At 39.4% G+C, this 16,611-nt stretch carries 12 protein-coding genes and 2 pseudogenes; 13 read left to right on the top strand and 1 reads right to left on the bottom strand.

The genetic code is table 11. From position 1 onward, the window contains the following. Positions 1-150 precede the first annotated feature (150 nt). The 8 genes and pseudogenes from CJF29_RS22960 to CJF29_RS22995 all read left to right on the top strand — a co-directional run bounded on the left by CJF29_RS22960 (position 151) and on the right by CJF29_RS22995 (position 10,033). Positions 151-1,323, top strand: coding sequence for a HEAT repeat domain-containing protein (locus tag CJF29_RS22960; protein WP_099147524.1), 1,173 nt, complete (start codon positions 151-153; stop codon positions 1,321-1,323). A 5-nt stretch (positions 1,324-1,328) separates the two neighbouring features. After that, positions 1,329-2,600, top strand: a pseudogene (locus CJF29_RS22965) (glycosyltransferase family 2 protein); the annotation flags it as partial. Positions 2,601-2,687: 87 nt separating this feature from the next. Further along, entirely contained in the window at positions 2,688-3,098 is a 411-nt protein-coding gene (locus CJF29_RS22970; RefSeq protein WP_002558307.1) for a hypothetical protein, read from the top strand. Next, positions 3,040-4,116, top strand: a complete 1,077-nt coding sequence (locus tag CJF29_RS22975) for a transposase (protein WP_002558306.1) — start codon at positions 3,040-3,042, stop codon at positions 4,114-4,116. The genes CJF29_RS22970 and CJF29_RS22975 overlap by 59 nt, the downstream gene beginning before the upstream one ends. 22 nt (positions 4,117-4,138) lie before the next feature. After that, positions 4,139-4,351 (top strand): annotated as a pseudogene (locus CJF29_RS22980) (glycosyltransferase family 2 protein); the annotation flags it as partial. Positions 4,352-4,381: 30 nt separating this feature from the next. Next, complete coding sequence (locus tag CJF29_RS22985; RefSeq protein WP_099146078.1) at positions 4,382-7,351, top strand: hypothetical protein; 2,970 nt, start codon at positions 4,382-4,384, stop codon at positions 7,349-7,351. Continuing rightward, the gene (locus CJF29_RS22990) at positions 7,326-9,479 is read left to right on the top strand and encodes a DUF4838 domain-containing protein (RefSeq protein WP_099146079.1); all 2,154 of its coding nucleotides are present in this window, start codon (positions 7,326-7,328) and stop codon (positions 9,477-9,479) included. Before CJF29_RS22985 ends, CJF29_RS22990 begins: the two co-directional genes overlap by 26 nt. A gap of 38 nt (positions 9,480-9,517) precedes the next feature. Further along, entirely contained in the window at positions 9,518-10,033 is a 516-nt protein-coding gene (locus CJF29_RS22995) for a DUF1573 domain-containing protein (RefSeq protein ID WP_099146105.1), read from the top strand. A 93-nt stretch (positions 10,034-10,126) separates the two neighbouring features. On the opposite strand, the gene CJF29_RS23000 is transcribed toward CJF29_RS22995, so the two are convergent. Then, positions 10,127-10,687: a hypothetical protein gene (locus tag CJF29_RS23000; RefSeq protein ID WP_004313843.1), complete on the bottom strand. Its 561-nt coding sequence runs from the start codon at positions 10,685-10,687 to the stop codon at positions 10,127-10,129. Between the two features lie 286 nt (positions 10,688-10,973). Between CJF29_RS23000 and CJF29_RS23005 the strand changes: the two genes are divergently transcribed. From CJF29_RS23005 to CJF29_RS23025, 5 genes are read left to right on the top strand one after another with little or no spacing between them, the layout of a single operon-like run. After that, a complete protein-coding gene (locus CJF29_RS23005; protein ID WP_004313842.1) occupies positions 10,974-12,779 on the top strand; it encodes a transglutaminase domain-containing protein in 1,806 nt (601 codons plus the stop codon). Between the two features lie 30 nt (positions 12,780-12,809). Next, positions 12,810-13,862, top strand: a complete 1,053-nt coding sequence (locus CJF29_RS23010; protein ID WP_004313841.1) for a hypothetical protein — start codon at positions 12,810-12,812, stop codon at positions 13,860-13,862. A gap of 7 nt (positions 13,863-13,869) precedes the next feature. Continuing rightward, positions 13,870-15,411, top strand: coding sequence for a hypothetical protein (locus CJF29_RS23015; RefSeq protein WP_008641715.1), 1,542 nt, complete (start codon positions 13,870-13,872; stop codon positions 15,409-15,411). 4 nt (positions 15,412-15,415) lie between these two features. Further along, positions 15,416-15,874: a hypothetical protein gene (locus CJF29_RS23020; RefSeq protein ID WP_008776122.1), complete on the top strand. Its 459-nt coding sequence runs from the start codon at positions 15,416-15,418 to the stop codon at positions 15,872-15,874. Next, positions 15,871-16,317 carry a hypothetical protein gene (locus CJF29_RS23025; RefSeq protein ID WP_008641713.1) on the top strand — a complete coding sequence of 149 codons (447 nt, stop codon included), beginning with the start codon at positions 15,871-15,873 and terminating at the stop codon, positions 16,315-16,317. The genes CJF29_RS23020 and CJF29_RS23025 overlap by 4 nt, the downstream gene beginning before the upstream one ends. Positions 16,318-16,611 lie beyond the last annotated feature (294 nt).

The following is a 16,611-nucleotide window of genomic DNA, read 5'->3' on the forward strand; positions in this document are numbered from 1 at the left end:
CTAAAATATGGCTCAAAAGGCCTGTTCATGAACAATGGATAATATATACAAGTTATTTCGTATATTTGCATTAGACAGAACATTCAATACAACAAATATAAAACTTTTATTCTGAATATACAAGTGTTATATCTAAATATATCAAGGGAAATGGATCAAGTACTGTATGGTATAGATTACATAGAATATTATTTCTATTGGATATATTACAAGTTTATTGGCTATCCTTTAATCATAAGAATATGCTCAATTGCTGTAATGTTTTGTATTATTGCGTATTTATTTCTCCTATTCCATATTATATATGGCATATTCAAAAGGCGGAAAGAGAAGCAAAGATACAATAAAGCTTTCGATAAATATTACGAGGAAATGAAATCTATCTCACTAGATTCCAACACATTGAGTGAAGAAGAGATCGCGGATAGATTACAATATGATACGAAAAAACGTCCCAAGCCTAATGAGTTACGTATTATCACTCAACTATTAACAGAAATCAAGAGTGTGCATGAAGATGAGATCAATGAACTAAACTATCAAACGATTCAAACCGTATTCCAAATCACACGTTTCCTTGAACGCGAACTTCAATTCGGTTCCAAAAGATCAAAGATACAAGCTCTGAAACTTATTCAGTCCATCAATGGCTATGCCTCTGAAGCAGTATTGGTGCGTTTCCTCTATCATCGTGAACTAGAACTAAGAAACTCGGCACGCTATACTTATATGTGGTTAAGCCAGGGTGATCCGTTCCGCTTCTTCGACGAAGATATTGGTATGAAGTTAAGGCAATGGGACATGATGGAGTTACACGCTATCTTGGAACACCGTAAGAAAGTGGGATATAACACACCCACCTTTATTAAATGGGTGAATACTTCAGCTGAAGAAAACGTTAAGATATTCTTTATCAACGAAATCCGGTTATATAATGAAACCGAAAGTGCCCCAATTCTCGTGAAGCAACTCAATGCCCGTTCTGTGGAAATACGGGGTGAAGCAATCAAGACTTTAGGTAAACTAAAATACAAAGAGGTTGAACCTAAGCTGATTGAAATGTATAATGTACAACCGGAAGAAGTCAAACGACAAATCATTTCGGCTATTGCGGATCTAAAGACCGATAAGGCTTTAGGATTTCTTTACAATGCTTATGATGAAGCAGATAACTGGGGAACCAAGAGAGTCATACTCAAAGCCCTCTATGAGTATAGTGCAATGGGAAGGAAAACATTCGATCAATTGGAAAGAAAAGCAGATTCCCACACAGCTATATTGTTTGCCCACACCAAGCATCCGTTAATCAACCAGTTAAACTAGAGAACATGAGAGATATAATATTTACATTCTTCAATTATTTCGTATTCTTTTATACGAGCATGCTGGCGATATTCTTCGTCACATTCGCCTTCCTCTCTTTCATTTCTCTAAAACGGAGAAAGGATTACTATGTGGAAAGCTATATGCGGAAAACAATCAAGGAATCCCCCTATACACCGGGCATTTCGGTAATTGCTCCTGCCTTCAATGAAGAAAAGACAATCATTGATAATGTGAACTCCATGCTTGCATTGGAATATCCGCTTTTCGAGGTGGTTATTGTAAATGATGGAAGTACGGACAGCACATTGGAAAAGATGACCGAATATTATGAACTGGTAGAAGTGCCCTATGCTTATATTGAGCGAATCAAAACCAGACCGTTCCGAAGACTCCTCAAATCCTCCAACCCGAAATACAGCCGACTTATCGTTGTAGACAAAGAAAATGGAGGAACCAAAGCGGATGCATCCAATGCGGGTATCAACGTTGCTTCTCATCCTTATTTTATCTGCACGGATGTGGATTGCATTTTGGAAAAGTATGCTCTTTATCGCTGTATCTCGCCCATTATATCTTCAGAAAAGCAAGTAATTGCAGTCAGCGGAACGATGTTGATGGCTAACGGATGCGTCGTGAAAGACGGGCAAATCATAGACGTTAGAACTCCCCGTACACCGATTCCACTTTTCCAGAATCTGGAGTATATGCGTTCCTATCTGATTGGCAAGATGGGGTGGTCCGCAATCAATGGAATGCCGAATGTTTCCGGTGGATTCGGTCTTTTCGACCGTTCGGTAGCGATTGCAGCCGGAGGCTACGATGCTCCCTCTTTTGCCGAAGACATGGACCTCATTACCCGCATGGTAGGATATATGTGCGACTTCTCCCGTCCTTATAAGATTATACAGATTCCTGATACTTGTTGTTGGACGGAAGGACCTCCCAACCTGGCAATGCTTTACCGTCAACGTACCCGTTGGGCACGAGGATTGTTCCAGACACTTAATATCCATCGTAAGATGATTTTCAAAAAGACGTATAAGCAGATGGGAATGTTAACTCTGCCTTATATGTTCGTTTTTGAGTTTCTGGCACCAATCATCGAGCTCGTCGGTTTGATAGTATTTATCTATCTGGCCTTTACAGGAGCAGTCAACTGGAACACGGCATGGATGATTTACCTGACGATCTATACGTTCTGCCAGTTCCTTTCCATCGTTGTTATTACCTACGACTACAATGTCGGGATGCTATATAAAAGAGGATATGAATACGGGGCACGTGTAAAAACCTGTGTTTTCGTTTGTTATTTTTTGCTATAAAAAATCTTTGTAGTACCTTTGTTTTGCAATCATATAGCAATGTCAGAGAATCCATTAGTAAAGCTATTAAGCTACATACTCCCTTCGGAGTTCAACGAATATTTTGACCTTACCGATGTTAAGGAAGAAGAACGTGGCGTGGAGAAGATTCTCCATCTGTATCTTCACGAGAAGAACCTTCAGCCGGATGGTCACACAGAGCTGTCTCCCAACGGTTTCTACCCGGAATCATGCATCAACCACTTTCCTCTCAACGAGCACCGTACCGTTCTGCACGTATGCCGTCGCCGTTGGAAGGACGGTTTGGGCAGGACGTATAGCAGAGATTGGGAGTTGACAGCAAAAGGAACACGGCACACTAAGGAGTTTGCCGCTTTTTTAAAAGAATTCCTTGGATACATCCCCGATTACAGCCAGATCACTCCAGAAACCGTATCACATCAAGGCTGACGAGTTCGAACGTGCCTACAAGGATTTCCTCAGCGGTTACCGCACGTGGAAAGAATTGTCACATGCGGAGGACTGGCTTGTCTTCTATAAGAACATAGGGCCACAACTGAGCATTGACGAGACAGCGCTCTCTGACGGTGAACTTTATACAATAATCTCCAACAAGGCTGCCCATGGCGGCAAGGGAGCTATCGTGGCCATTATCAAGGGGACAAAGGTCGAGGATGTCGTAAAGGCGTTGATGCGCATCCTTTGGTACGAGAGGGCTAAGGTGCTGGAGGTAACGATGGACTTCTCCGAGAGCATGCATTCCATAGTAAAGCAGTGCTTCCCGTATGCCACGATAACCATCGACCGCTTCCATGTCCAGAAGGACTGCTACGATGCCATGCAGCAAGTGCGTATCAGGCACAGGCGCGAGGCCCAACGTACCGAAGTGGAAGCGCGCGAGCAGCACAAGCTCCGTAACAAGAAGAATGCCGAGGCACGAAAGAGACGTCTTGAGAAGAATGGAGGCAAACGGAAAGGAAAACAAGGACGGAAGCCTAACCGCAAGAATGAGAAGTACGAGCCTGTGAGGCTGTCAAACGGAGATACCGTCTGTGAACTCCTGACGCGCTCACGCTATTTGCTGATGACATCGGCAGATAAATGGACAGCGACTCAGAAAATCCGTGCAAGGCTGCTGTTTGAACTCTATCCTGATATGAAGACCGCATATTCAATCTCGCACTCTTTGCGCATGATTTTCAATAACAAAAACGCCACAAGGGAAAGCGGGAAGAAAAGCCTCGCCCAATGGTATGCAAAAGTCGGAGAGTTCGGAGACGAAAACTTCAACACTGTTGCAGCAACCATCTATGAACGGCAGGGAGAGATTCTCAACTACTTCATCAATCGGTCTACCAATGCGTCTGCTGAATCTCTTAATTCAAAGATCAAGCAGTTTCGAGCACAACTACATGGGGTTATAGATGTAAAGTTCTTCTTATTCAGACTCTCAAAGATATTTGGCTAAACACAGGTTTTTGCAAGTGCCCCATGAATACCTGTGGATTATCATTGCGTCCATATTGGAGCCCATCTTCTATCATCCCATCATCACTTTCTGTTCATTGATAGGATACCTCAGTTATCTGACCAATAGAGACTTCAAGTGGAGGAACATGGAACGGAAAGGATTCAAGCAGAAAGAAGAAAGTGCAGACGGTACTGATATAACGGCAATGAAGCCCGAACCTGCTACGATTTAAACAAGAAAGAAAGATTAAAGACAAGATAGAATGAACAGAGAATTTCTCCATAAGATCACCATATTAGGTTGTCTGTTTTTACTGATAACCTCTTCCTCCGGGACCGACAACGGATTCCAGACACCGGAGCAATATGCCCAGATTGTACAGGAGCATTTTGCGAACGAGGAATGGGAAGCAGGGAAAGAGCTGTTGGAGGAGGGCCTTCAGAAATACCCGAATGTTTCTGACCTTGAATGGCTCATGGGAAAATACTGGTTCCACGAAAAGAACTATGACCAGTCGCGTTATCATCTTGTCAAAGCGATAGATGACAATTACAACAACGTCAATGCCAAACATCTGCTGGTAGACGTAGAAGATATCACCGAGAATTATTCCAGTGCTATTTGTTACGTTAATGAGTTGCTGGAAGTAAATCCGTATTGGAGAGGTTTATGGCGAAGAAAGATTGAACTGTACCGCAAGCAGAACAACGATGTGGAAGCAGACCGCCTGTTGAAACGAATCAATCAGATTTACCCGAACGATACGATTCTAAGGAAGGATTATATCTACAGCATGGAGGTAGGCTACCAGCAAATGAAAAAAGGTGGTAACCGAAAAGAGGCTATCGAAAAGCTGACGGAGCTTATCAAAGTATCTCCTCAAAACGAAGAATATTATCTGGACATCATTAACCTGCATTTACAGGAAGGAAACCGGGAAGCTGCTCTAGGCTGGTCATCCAACGGTTTGGCTGCCATACCGGGAAGCGGTGCGCTTATTGTCAAAAGGGCGAGTATCCTTAGTGAATTGGCACGTTATCCGGAAGCTCTGGTGTTTATACGCGAGCAAATGCGAAGAAACAACAGCCCTGCCATACGGCGTATGTATAACGACCTGTTAATGGAGGCTGCCCGAGCAGAGAAACAGCGGGATCCTTATGTATTATATGGCATGGCCTACGAAGGAGGTAATAAGAACAAGGAAGCATTAGACTACCTGCTGAACACTTCCGTCACCCGGGGATATACCGATGACGCACTCTTCTATATCAGAGAAGCTAAAAAACAATATGGCAACAATGATAAAGGAATTCTTTATAAAGAATATATGCTTTATCGCCAGATGAATGAGGATGATCTTGCCTATTCAACGCTGAAAAAGATGTATGAGATGTATCCTGATGATTATGATATTACGCTTGCCATGAGCGCACAACACATGAAGAAAGCTGAAAAACTGATGGAACTTGGTCTGTACGCAGAAGCATTGCCGCACGTATTGTTCGTTTCTCAAAAACATGTAGACGACAATGAAGTGAACGGTGCCGCATGGGAAAAAGCCTTGAGTTGCTATATCAATATGAAACGTTACAATGAAGCACTTGCAACATTGGACACCATCACTCTTCACTTCCCTGATTACGAAAACGGCACGTTGAAAAGGGCATTTATTCTCGATAAAATGGATAAAACCGAAGAGGCTTTGCAACTGTATCTATCTGTCATCGAGCAGAGTGATGAGGATATGCGCATTTTCTATGTTATCGGATACGAGGAACTAGCAGTGCCGTACATCAAGAAATGTATGGAAGCCGGAGCTACGAAGAAAGCATACGAGGAATCTGTTAAGCTAATTAGCCTGAATCCATCGAGCGATCTCGGATTACGGTATGCCATCAATTCGTCCGGTTTACTCGGAAAATACGATGAATTCGAGAAATATACAGCACAAGGAATCAATTATTATCCTGAAGAACCATTCTATCAGGCTAAAAGAGCTACCGTGCTTGAACGTGACAAGAGATACGAAGCTTCTTTGGAATTCCTGAAGCCGATACTCAATAAATACCCGAGCAACAAAGAGATTATAGGCGCATTCTCACAGAGCAGTGAATACCGTGCCCTGCAACTGACAAAGGCCAAAGAACCGGAAAAGGCTCTCGCTGTTCTTGATACAGCTTTGCTTTATGACAGTCAGAACAAATCATTGAAGTACACCAAGGGAGTGGTATATGAAGCCAACCGTCAAGCGGATTCAGCCTATTATTACCAAAAGTACTACGAGCCATCCATCATGGAATATCGCTCTTTCCAACGACATTTATCGGGCCTTAGAAGCATGATGCTCAAGAATGAGATTGCTTTGACCTATCTCCGTGCACGCTACGGAGAAGAAGATATCATTACCTCTGTTGCAACAGCCGAATATACCCGAAAAGGCCAGAAGAACAGCTACACAGGACGCCTCAACTATGCAGGGCGAAGTGGCTCGGCAAGCGACAGCATGGAGGCTGAAGAACAGACACCAGGAGGGGTTGGCATTCAGGTACAAGGTGAGTGGACGCATCACTTCTCACCGAAGTGGAGCCTCACGGCCAATGCAGCCTTTGCGACCAAATACTTCCCGGACATAACGGCTGATGTCGCTTTACGGCATTATCTCAAGAATGATTGGGAAATAGGCGCACATGTGGGTTATAGACGGGTAGCCGCCTACACAAAGCGTTATGAATGGAACGATGAATTCTTTGCAGGCGGCACCGGAGACAATGGCTATCTGTTTACGGGTTGGAATGAGTCAAAGACTAACCTACTCACTGTAGGCGGAGAATTAGCCAAGACCATTGAAGTCGTTCGTCTCAACACGAAGATCGATATGCACTTCTTCAACTCTAACTTCTATTACAATGCGCAGATTGGCGCCAAATACTTCCCGGCGAGCGATACAAAGACAAATATCAACGCCATGGCAAGCATCGGATCGGCACCGGAAACGGCCGTACTGGACTATGCGCTGCCCGGCTCTTTCTCTCACACCAATACCATGGTGGGATTGGGAGGTCAGTATATGGTCAGTCCCAACATTACCATAGGCTTGATGGGCACTTGGAACACCTATTATAACCAAACCAATACGGTGCGAGGGATAAGTCCGTCCAACCAGATAGAATCCATATCGACACGCTATAAAAACTTATATAACATCTATGCACAAGTTTATATTTCATTCTGATACGCTTGGCCCTGTATTGGCAGGAATGATATGTATTTGCTGCCTTTTATCCGGCTGCCGTATGCAGGCACGCACGGAGATGTTCCCATCTAAAGAAGGGTATCTCGTCACCATTGGTGAGGATCCGACCGACAGAGACACCCGGTGGGCGAAATACCTGTACGAGCATCTCAAGAAGCGTGCAAACGACGATGAAATAGTAGCTTTTGGCGTTTCCGAAATGGACATGTGGCGCATCATCATACAGATAGACCCAACATTGCAGAGAGGATTCAAAGTAGCCTGCAAAGGCTCTGATATCAGACTGACCGCAAGTGACGACAAACAAATGTTATGGCTGCAATACCAACTGATAAAGAAGATCAGCAAAGAAGACCCGCGTATAGACGGTTCGGATCTTCCTCCCACCCTTATCAATCTCAACGATACTTGCGGAGCTTTTGCATTTGACTATCAAAGTATTTATTCTCCATACGGCCTGAACGCCGATCATACAGGCGTTATCGGCCTGAACAACTTTGATGACAGCTGGGGAATATGGGGACACAACCTGCGAAAAGTCTTGGGAAAAGATGCAGAGAAAGTATATGCCACCATTCACGGGAAGACAGATGACTCACAACTGTGTTTCTCTTCCGAGGATATGTATCGCCAGATAGAAAGTTACATCGTAGATAACTTCGGTGAAAAGGGGAATTTCCGTTTTGTAATCGCACCGGATGATACTCCGTACGCCTGTACGTGTGCCACCTGTACCGCATTGGGAAATACAGAGAAGAACGCAACCCCCGCCGTTACGGAACTGATCCTCCGCCTGTCGCAGCGTTTTCCCAAACACACGTTCTTTACGACTTCCTACCTGACTACGCAACAAGTCACAGACAAGCAGCTCCCGCCTAACGTCGGGGTAATTGTCAGCGCTATCGACTACCCGCTCCGCCGGACAGACGGCAAGGACGAGCAAGACAAGAAATTTGCGGAACAACTCGACAACTGGAAGAAAGTAACGAACAACATCTATATATGGGACTATATCAACAACTTCGACGACTACCTCACTCCTTTCCCCATATTAAAGATAGCCCAGCAAAGACTCCAACTTTTCAAACAACACGGAGCCAGCGGCATATTTTTCAACGGAAGCGGCTACAGCTATTCTTCTTTCGATGAAATGAGGACTTTTGTATTATCAGCCCTTCTTATCAACCCGGAACTTCCGGTTGATGAGTTAATTAAAAGCTATTTCAATCAGGAATACCCGGTATCCAAAAAATGGCTGTACGATTACTACACAGAGCTAGAAAACAACGCCCAATCCGGAAAGCGGCTCGGACTTTACGCCGGTATCAGAGAATCGGAAAAAGGATTCCTCTATCCGGAGAAGTTTATCAAATTCTATGATGAAATGGGAGATTTTGTATCCGAAGCAAAAGGGAAAGAGCGCAAAAAGCTGCACGAGCTCCAGACCGCCTTGTCTTTCACGCGCATGGAATTAGCACGTGACCACGGTTTCGACGCTTACGGATATGCCAAGCGGAATGGAAAGGATATTCAACCGCTTCCCCAAGCTCGTAAATGGGTCACCCAGCTCAAAGAGCATCAAGCATTTGCCGGAATGGAATATTATAATGAGTCAGCTTATGAGATTGACTATTATATAAAGGAATGGGAACAATATATACTTGCTTCCGACATAAAGAAAAGTTTGTTTCTGGGAATGAATCCTTCCACAGCCCCTAAACTAAATAAAAATGATTCAAAGAAACTGACCGACGGCACTCACGGTTTACCCGGAGACTATCATTGCGGTTGGGTTATCATTCCGGGAGAAGAATGTACCATCAACCTGCCGGTTAAAGGACTCAATGCATCAGGAACATTCTATATCAGTTTTCTGAATCTTCCCCGCCACCGCATCTATGCTCCACAGCAAGTTCAACTGTTGAAAGACGGAGTAGCCTATAAAACAATAGACTTAAAACCGGAAGACTCCCCAGAAAAAGGAGAAATGATGAAAGCCACCGTTCCGGCAGACTTGAACGGAACAGAACAATTAAGCATAAAAATCAGTTGTTTAAAGAAGCTGGGAACGCAAATGGGTATCGATGAAATTGCATTCATCCCTTAAATGCTGAAAAAGTGATATAACAAAAATAAATGGCAACAATGAATAAATCTATATTCTATATTTTACTACTGACGGCACTTCCGCTCTGCTTTACAGGGTGCAGGAAGGAAGTACGTCCCACCAGCATGACGATAAAAGATTCCGTCAGGCACTATTACCCTATCAAGCAAGGTCAGCAACTCGATATCATGTTTACCATCACCAACACGGGAGACGCTCCGTTAATCATTTCAGAAATGCAACCTTCCTGTGGCTGTATCATTCTGGATAAAAGTTCGCATATCATCATTCCCGAAGACGGTATCAGGCAATTCAAAGCAACCTACAACAGCATCAAGAATGTAGGCGAAGTGGTTCACCGCATCCGGATTTTCGGCAATATGCTCCCCGACGGGAGAGCCGAACTTAAATTTGATGTTAACGTAGTCCCCGATGCAGACTATACACGTGATTATGAAGAACTCTATCAAGAGTTCAACACCAAAAATGGTATTGTCAGAGAGATGGTGGATGGAAAAGAATCTGAACTGGGATATTATGTCGGAGAACCGTAATCGATATCATGTATCAAGTATCAAATATTAAGTATTAACATCAAATGACTGGCTAATACTCAACACTTGATACTTAATACTTATTTCTCCTTTCTAAGGATGTATTTCTTTGAATGCGGCATTTTCTTCTTTCACATTCTGAATAGTCTGCTTTAACTCTCCAATCGGCAAGTCATATCCATACCAACCTGTATAGCAATCTACCACATACCATTTCCCGTCCGACTGCAACTCGAACTCGACACGCAAATCAACCTCGGATTCTTCATAGCCTGCCTCAAAGATTTTATGCTTCGGTTCATTCAACGTAAACTTGGAAACATAAATACCTCCCTCTTCCTGGGTGATACGTTCTTCCTTCATGGTTTCGCTATCCAGCAACGGCCACTTTTCCCGAGTGAAAGGGAATGTTTTCTCGGTTTCTCCGTCATCTGCCAACAAAGTGATCGGAGTCTTTAATGGGAACTTGATACGAGTATACTGGAAGGCTGCACTGGAAGTAAATTTATCCAGAAAGGATTTGAAATCTTCACCGTCTTGTGTAGTCAGTTCACTATCGGCTTTTGCCTTGGAACTATTACCGCAGGAGATAAACGAAACACCTGCGAGCAGCATCATAGCCAGCAAGCAGCATACAAACTTTTTAGCTCTCATAACACTATATAAATTAATAGTTTAATTGACGGCGCAAAGATAGTAACAAGTTTGGTTTTGCAATACTTTTATACATTAAAATTGGTTCAAATCAAGGCACAAAAGAAACTTCGTTATTACGTTCTAAATAAAAGATTTTAAAGAAATATCCGATTCCATTCGTCTACGGTCAAATAATGTACGTTTTCATCCTACTAATGTACCATTTACTCATACCTAAATACTTATTTCTCCTCACCTTTGTAACAACATACAAACAAAGAATACACTTTAACATTATAATACTATGAAAACAATTTACACCGTATTTTTACTTCTCTTGTTACTCAGTTGTACTTCATCCAGTGAAAAACTAGCATGGGAAATAGCAAACAATTCTCAAACAAATAAAAAGGAACTTACTCGCTTTTTAGAACATTATAAAACAAATAAGGACAAAGATAAATATAAAGCTGCTTGCTTTCTGATAGAAAATATGCCTAACAAATATTCCATCAATGGCAAAGAACAGAAAATATATGATATTGATATAGTAAAAGCTGACTCTCTCATAAAATCACTAGAGCATTCATTCTTTTTAAAAGAAAAGAGTCCTTATTTGAAAAATTATACATTCGAACAGTTCTGCGAATACATCTTACCATACAGAGTCGCTGATGAATCATTACAATATTATTGGAAATGGGACTGTAGTAGAAAATTTGAGAAACAATGTACCAACGATATTATTCAAACAGCACAGAATATAAATGCTCAAATTAAAATAGAGCTATCTCCCGAATTTTACAAAGATACATTAAAATCATATTCATCAATAATAAAGACAGGATATGGTAAATGTGATGATAGAACAGCATTAGTTACTATGGCCTTACGGTCAGTAGGAATTCCTGCCGCATTTGAATTTGTACCTTATTGGGGAAGCAATAACAATGGACATTCTTTTGTTTCAATTATATTACCAGACAATAAAATATATCCATTACAAAACACAGACAAACAAGCAAACGGAGATTATTACCTATCACGTAAAACTCCTAAAATATATCGTAAGATGTATTCAATACAAGATTTAGCCAAACACATCGACAATATTCCCGAATTATTTCGTCACAATGACCTACTGGATGTTACAAAATTGCACAACATCGGCTCTTGTGATGTTACAGTCTCGACTAATATAAATAAAGAAAAAGAAAATTTTTTATCTGTATTTTCCCCAAAAAGATGGGTACCTGTTGCTTTTTCCTCTTCTCAAACATTCCATCACATTGGGACTGGAAATATATACAATGTTGATCGTAATAAGGAAGCTATTGATTTAGGTGATGGCATAGTTTATCTCCCAACTCACTGGGTAAATGAAGAGGCCATTCCAATAGGCAGCCCAATAATAGTATCGGAGGATTCAGTAAGGGAAATAAAACCAGACACTAAACATCTTGAAAGAGTAGTATGTAAACGCAAATTCCCTTTGAATATGCGAATTGTTGATTTCTCAAAATTGATGATTATGGGAGTTTTTGAAGGGGCAAATAAAGCAGACTTTTCTGATGCAACGGAACTTTATAAAATAACAAAAACTCCGGAAAGCAAAATGCAAAAGATAGAAATATCTGCAGAGAAAGCCTATCGTTACATACGTTATAGAAAACCAAAAGGGACCTTTAGTATCGCAGAATTTTGTTTATATCAATCTGATGAAAAGCTTCTACCATTCCACCCTATAGCTTGTGATGCTATATACGAAGACAGTACTATGCTTAATATTTTCGATGGACAACCACTTACCTATTATCAAGTGAGTGGTGGCATAGACTTATGGGTTGGTGTGGATTTATATAAACCTGTGAAGATTTCAAAAATTGGATTTGCTCCACGTAATGACGATAATGCAATAGTTTCAACAGACACTTATGAACTGTTTTATTGGCAGGATCAATGGATAAGTTTAGGCCGGAAACGACCAATAGGTGATAGTGTCGTTTATGATAACGTACCTCAAAAAGCTCTGTTATGGTTGCGCAATTTGACTAAAGGCCGTGAAGAACGTCCATTCACTTATGAAAATGGGAAACAGATATGGTGGTAAAATCATTTCTAACTATTAAATAATAAAATTATGAAAAAAATTACTTTGTTTTTGTCCTTACTTTTAATAGGAAGTGTGGGCTTTTCACAAATTATTCCGGGCGTAAACATCGGTAAACGCAAGGAATATATGATGAGAACGTATAAAATCAATAGTCAAAAGGCAGATGAATACGAACAAATTCTATTCTCCTTACAGAAAGAGAATGACCAGCTAAAGAATCGGAAAATTAGCTCTACTCAATTTAAAGCGGAACAAAAAAAGCTTTATAAAAAATATGGTACAATAATCAGCCAAGCATTTTCTGGAGGAAAACATAAAAAATGGAGCTCTTGTACCCAAGAAATGGAACGTTACCAAATACTAAGTGAAAACAAATTTATTCCATATGAAAAAATGCGTGCTTTGTATAAGGCCGAATCGGAATGGGTCAAAGAACGAGATAAAATGCATAAAGATACTGGAGAAGCATGGGAAAAATATGAAAATAGTGATACTATGGTATCCGAGCTAAATATTAAAATAAAACAAATATTAGGAACTGAAAATGGGACTTGGTATATCGAATATAAGAGACTGTTCTTCAGAGCACTTGACAATATGGACAAATATGGAGTTACATACAAAGATGCCTTTACCATAGCAAAAATAGAAGATACGTATAAACAAAAACGTGCAAACATACTCAATAGCAATAAAAAAAATGCCGAAAGGGAAGTGGAACTGATGGCTATTGATGATGAGATGGCAAAAAAAATAGCAAAGACTGTTCCGTCTGTTTCTGTAAAGTGGAAAAAAGTAAATAATGCAGCATTAGATCATACTTTGAAATCAAGATATGGGCTAAATCAGGAGCAAATAAACAAATTCAAGACAGCTTATAATAAGTATGCAATTGAAGAATATAAGATTCTCAATCAGAAAAAACTGTCTGATAGCGATAAATACGACCAACTCTCCCAATTAGGTGAAACCTTCTGTAAGACAGTAAATCCTTTATTCAAGGTTGATAATTATAAAAAATGGTATGGTTGGTGGAAATACGATTTTGAAAGAAAAATGAAAAGAAAAGGATTAAAATGATTATTTTATGAAAAAATCAACTTATATTTATACTGTTTTATGTGTAATTGCAATTGTCATTAGTATAGTAAATTGCAAAGATGAAGATTTGCTAGAATCAGGTTTACAGACTGACATGAAAGATTTTAGTTTGCAAGAAGCTAAAAACTTTTTTCAAACTCAAGCTCATGCTAATTTAACATTAAGTCGTTCATTGGATAACAAAAGGAATAAAACAGTTTCCCCCGGTGATTTCGTACCTAACTGGGATGCAGCAGTCAGTTCTACCAACAACGGACTCGCTTGCTATGATATTCCTATAACTCCGACTTATCACTTTAAAGCAATTTATGTAGATGAAAGAAATGGCAAGCCTTCTGCAGGAAAAGTCAATGTATATCAGAAACTAGTGATAGTAAAAGATGTAAAGAGCAATAGAATGGATCAATACATCTTAACTTTGATACCCTCCAAATTATATGATAGTAGAAATGGTGCACAAACTTGTAACAACTTTATAAATTGTGCAGACAAGGGTGGTTTTACAGGAGTAGCATTATATTCCTGTGTATATTCACAAGTTACAGCTCGTATAAGTACTTTTAAGAACGGAGTAAAAACGAGAGGGGTATTTCTATTAAATGCTTCAGGGAAAACTAATTTATCAGATAAGTATGAGCAGGCTCGCGCATTAGCATCTACTGTATATATTCAAAAGAAAAAGATGGTCTTAACGCGTGGAGAAGATGACTATAACTACGATTATGATTATGGTAATGAAGATGATTACACTTATATTGGTGAGACACTTGAAGAAGTCATAATTACTCCAGAATCAAATAATAATGAAACAAGTGGCGGAAACGATGAATGGGAAATCATAGCACCTCCCGATAGTGGAACAATAGACCCCGAACCGACAGAACCGGAATCGACGAGTACGGAAGATGATACTGTGACAGAAAATAATAATGGTGACCAGAATTCTGATGAAAAATCTATTCCTTTATCTACAGCTGAAAAAAAAGCAGTAAATAGCCTTTTAATCCAACTAGAAAAGCTTAAGAATATTGATCGAACGAAATACACAATTGAAAAACAAAACTATTGTCGTTCAACTGCACGTACAAGCAAGGATGGAGTTCTTCAACTATGTCAATTATTTTTTAGCTCAGATAATTTAACAGAAATAGATAGAATAGCCACAATATGGCATGAGATGTACCATATTGACCATAAGCATTATGGAAAACTTGAAATGACTATTCTCGAAAAAACAATTGTCCTAAATCCTCCACCATATATTGAAAAGATATTGAATGAAAGATTAGATATAATGTATGGCAAATATATAATGACTCCCGAAACAAGAGAAGCTGATTTTAAGCAAGAATTAATCATTGATCGCTATGGAACAATAGAATATTATAAAAATGAATTAGAGACGCATAAAGCAGAACGCGAAAACTTTCCAGAGGTATCACATTATTATGAGAATGAAAGAACTTGGTTAGAATGGACTTATGAACAACTTCTAATAATTGCTACAGAACAATCATCAAATAAATAAAATTATGAATACAATTAAATCTTTTTTTATAAGTATATTATTGTGTATGTCAATTCCTAGCAAGGGACAAACACAGGATTTAGAAATTACTTTTGCTTATAATAGACAAGACAATGCTTTGATTCTAAAACTTTTCAATAATACGGATAAAGAAATAATAGTATTGAATCAAAGCCTATTGAATGAATCATCTGGAAGCTGCATTATTTTAACTGAAAAACATGATAATGGACAGAGTGATCTAATCATCTCGTTATATGACTATGAAGATGGACAGTGGATCCGTTCTAAAACAATAAACCCTAACGAAAGACTAGAACTTTTTTATTCATTTGAAGCTATCCCTGCAAATAATGTTACAAGAGCTAGATTATTCCTCTCCACATATTTTAGAGATAGGAAGACAGGAAAATTAGTTAGCAAAAGATATAAAAATGATTTACCCATAAAACAAATTAAATGATAACAAGTAAACATTTATTTATAGGTATTGTACTTTTGGGCATTTCTATTTTTTGTACCGCCCAAGAAGTAAAAATTGAATTTTCTTATGATAAACCGAATAATTCTTTAACCCTTATACTTACTAATAATACAGACAAAGAAATTTTAGTTATGAATCAAGGGCGGTTAAGTGAATTTAGTGGAAGCTATATTGTTTTAACAGAATCTTCTAATGGGAAAAGCGCGGATTTGACGATTTGTCTATTTACTCTTGAAAGCGGGAAATGGATATTACACAAGAGTTTATCTCCAAAAGGAAGAATAGAACTCTCCTATCCTTTGGATTCTATCCCAGCCAATAATGTAGTAAGGGCACATTTGTTTCTTTCAACATATTCTAATGATGAAAAAACAGGAAAACTAACTTCTAAAAGATATGAGAAGAATTTATATATAGATTAAGAAGTTTTATTATTATACGGTACAGTTCTGTAAAAATTAGTGCCGATCGATTATGAAAATTATTATTTTCCAGCATTCTTTGTGTAAAACAAAACCAAGAGTGCTGGAAAATTTAGATTACACATTGCTCATCTTTAGGATAAATCATATATAAATATATTTCCACTTAAATTAAATGTACCTTATAAACAGTATGAAAAGCTATTCTATTGAAAACATCAGAATACAAGATATATTACTTATATCAATTTGCATATTACTGTTCTTAAATAGAGCTGTACCTATTGACTACTC

Origin of the sequence: Bacteroides celer (assembly GCF_002632415.2) — a bacterium.
In the GTDB taxonomy this organism is placed as follows: domain Bacteria; phylum Bacteroidota; class Bacteroidia; order Bacteroidales; family Bacteroidaceae; genus Bacteroides.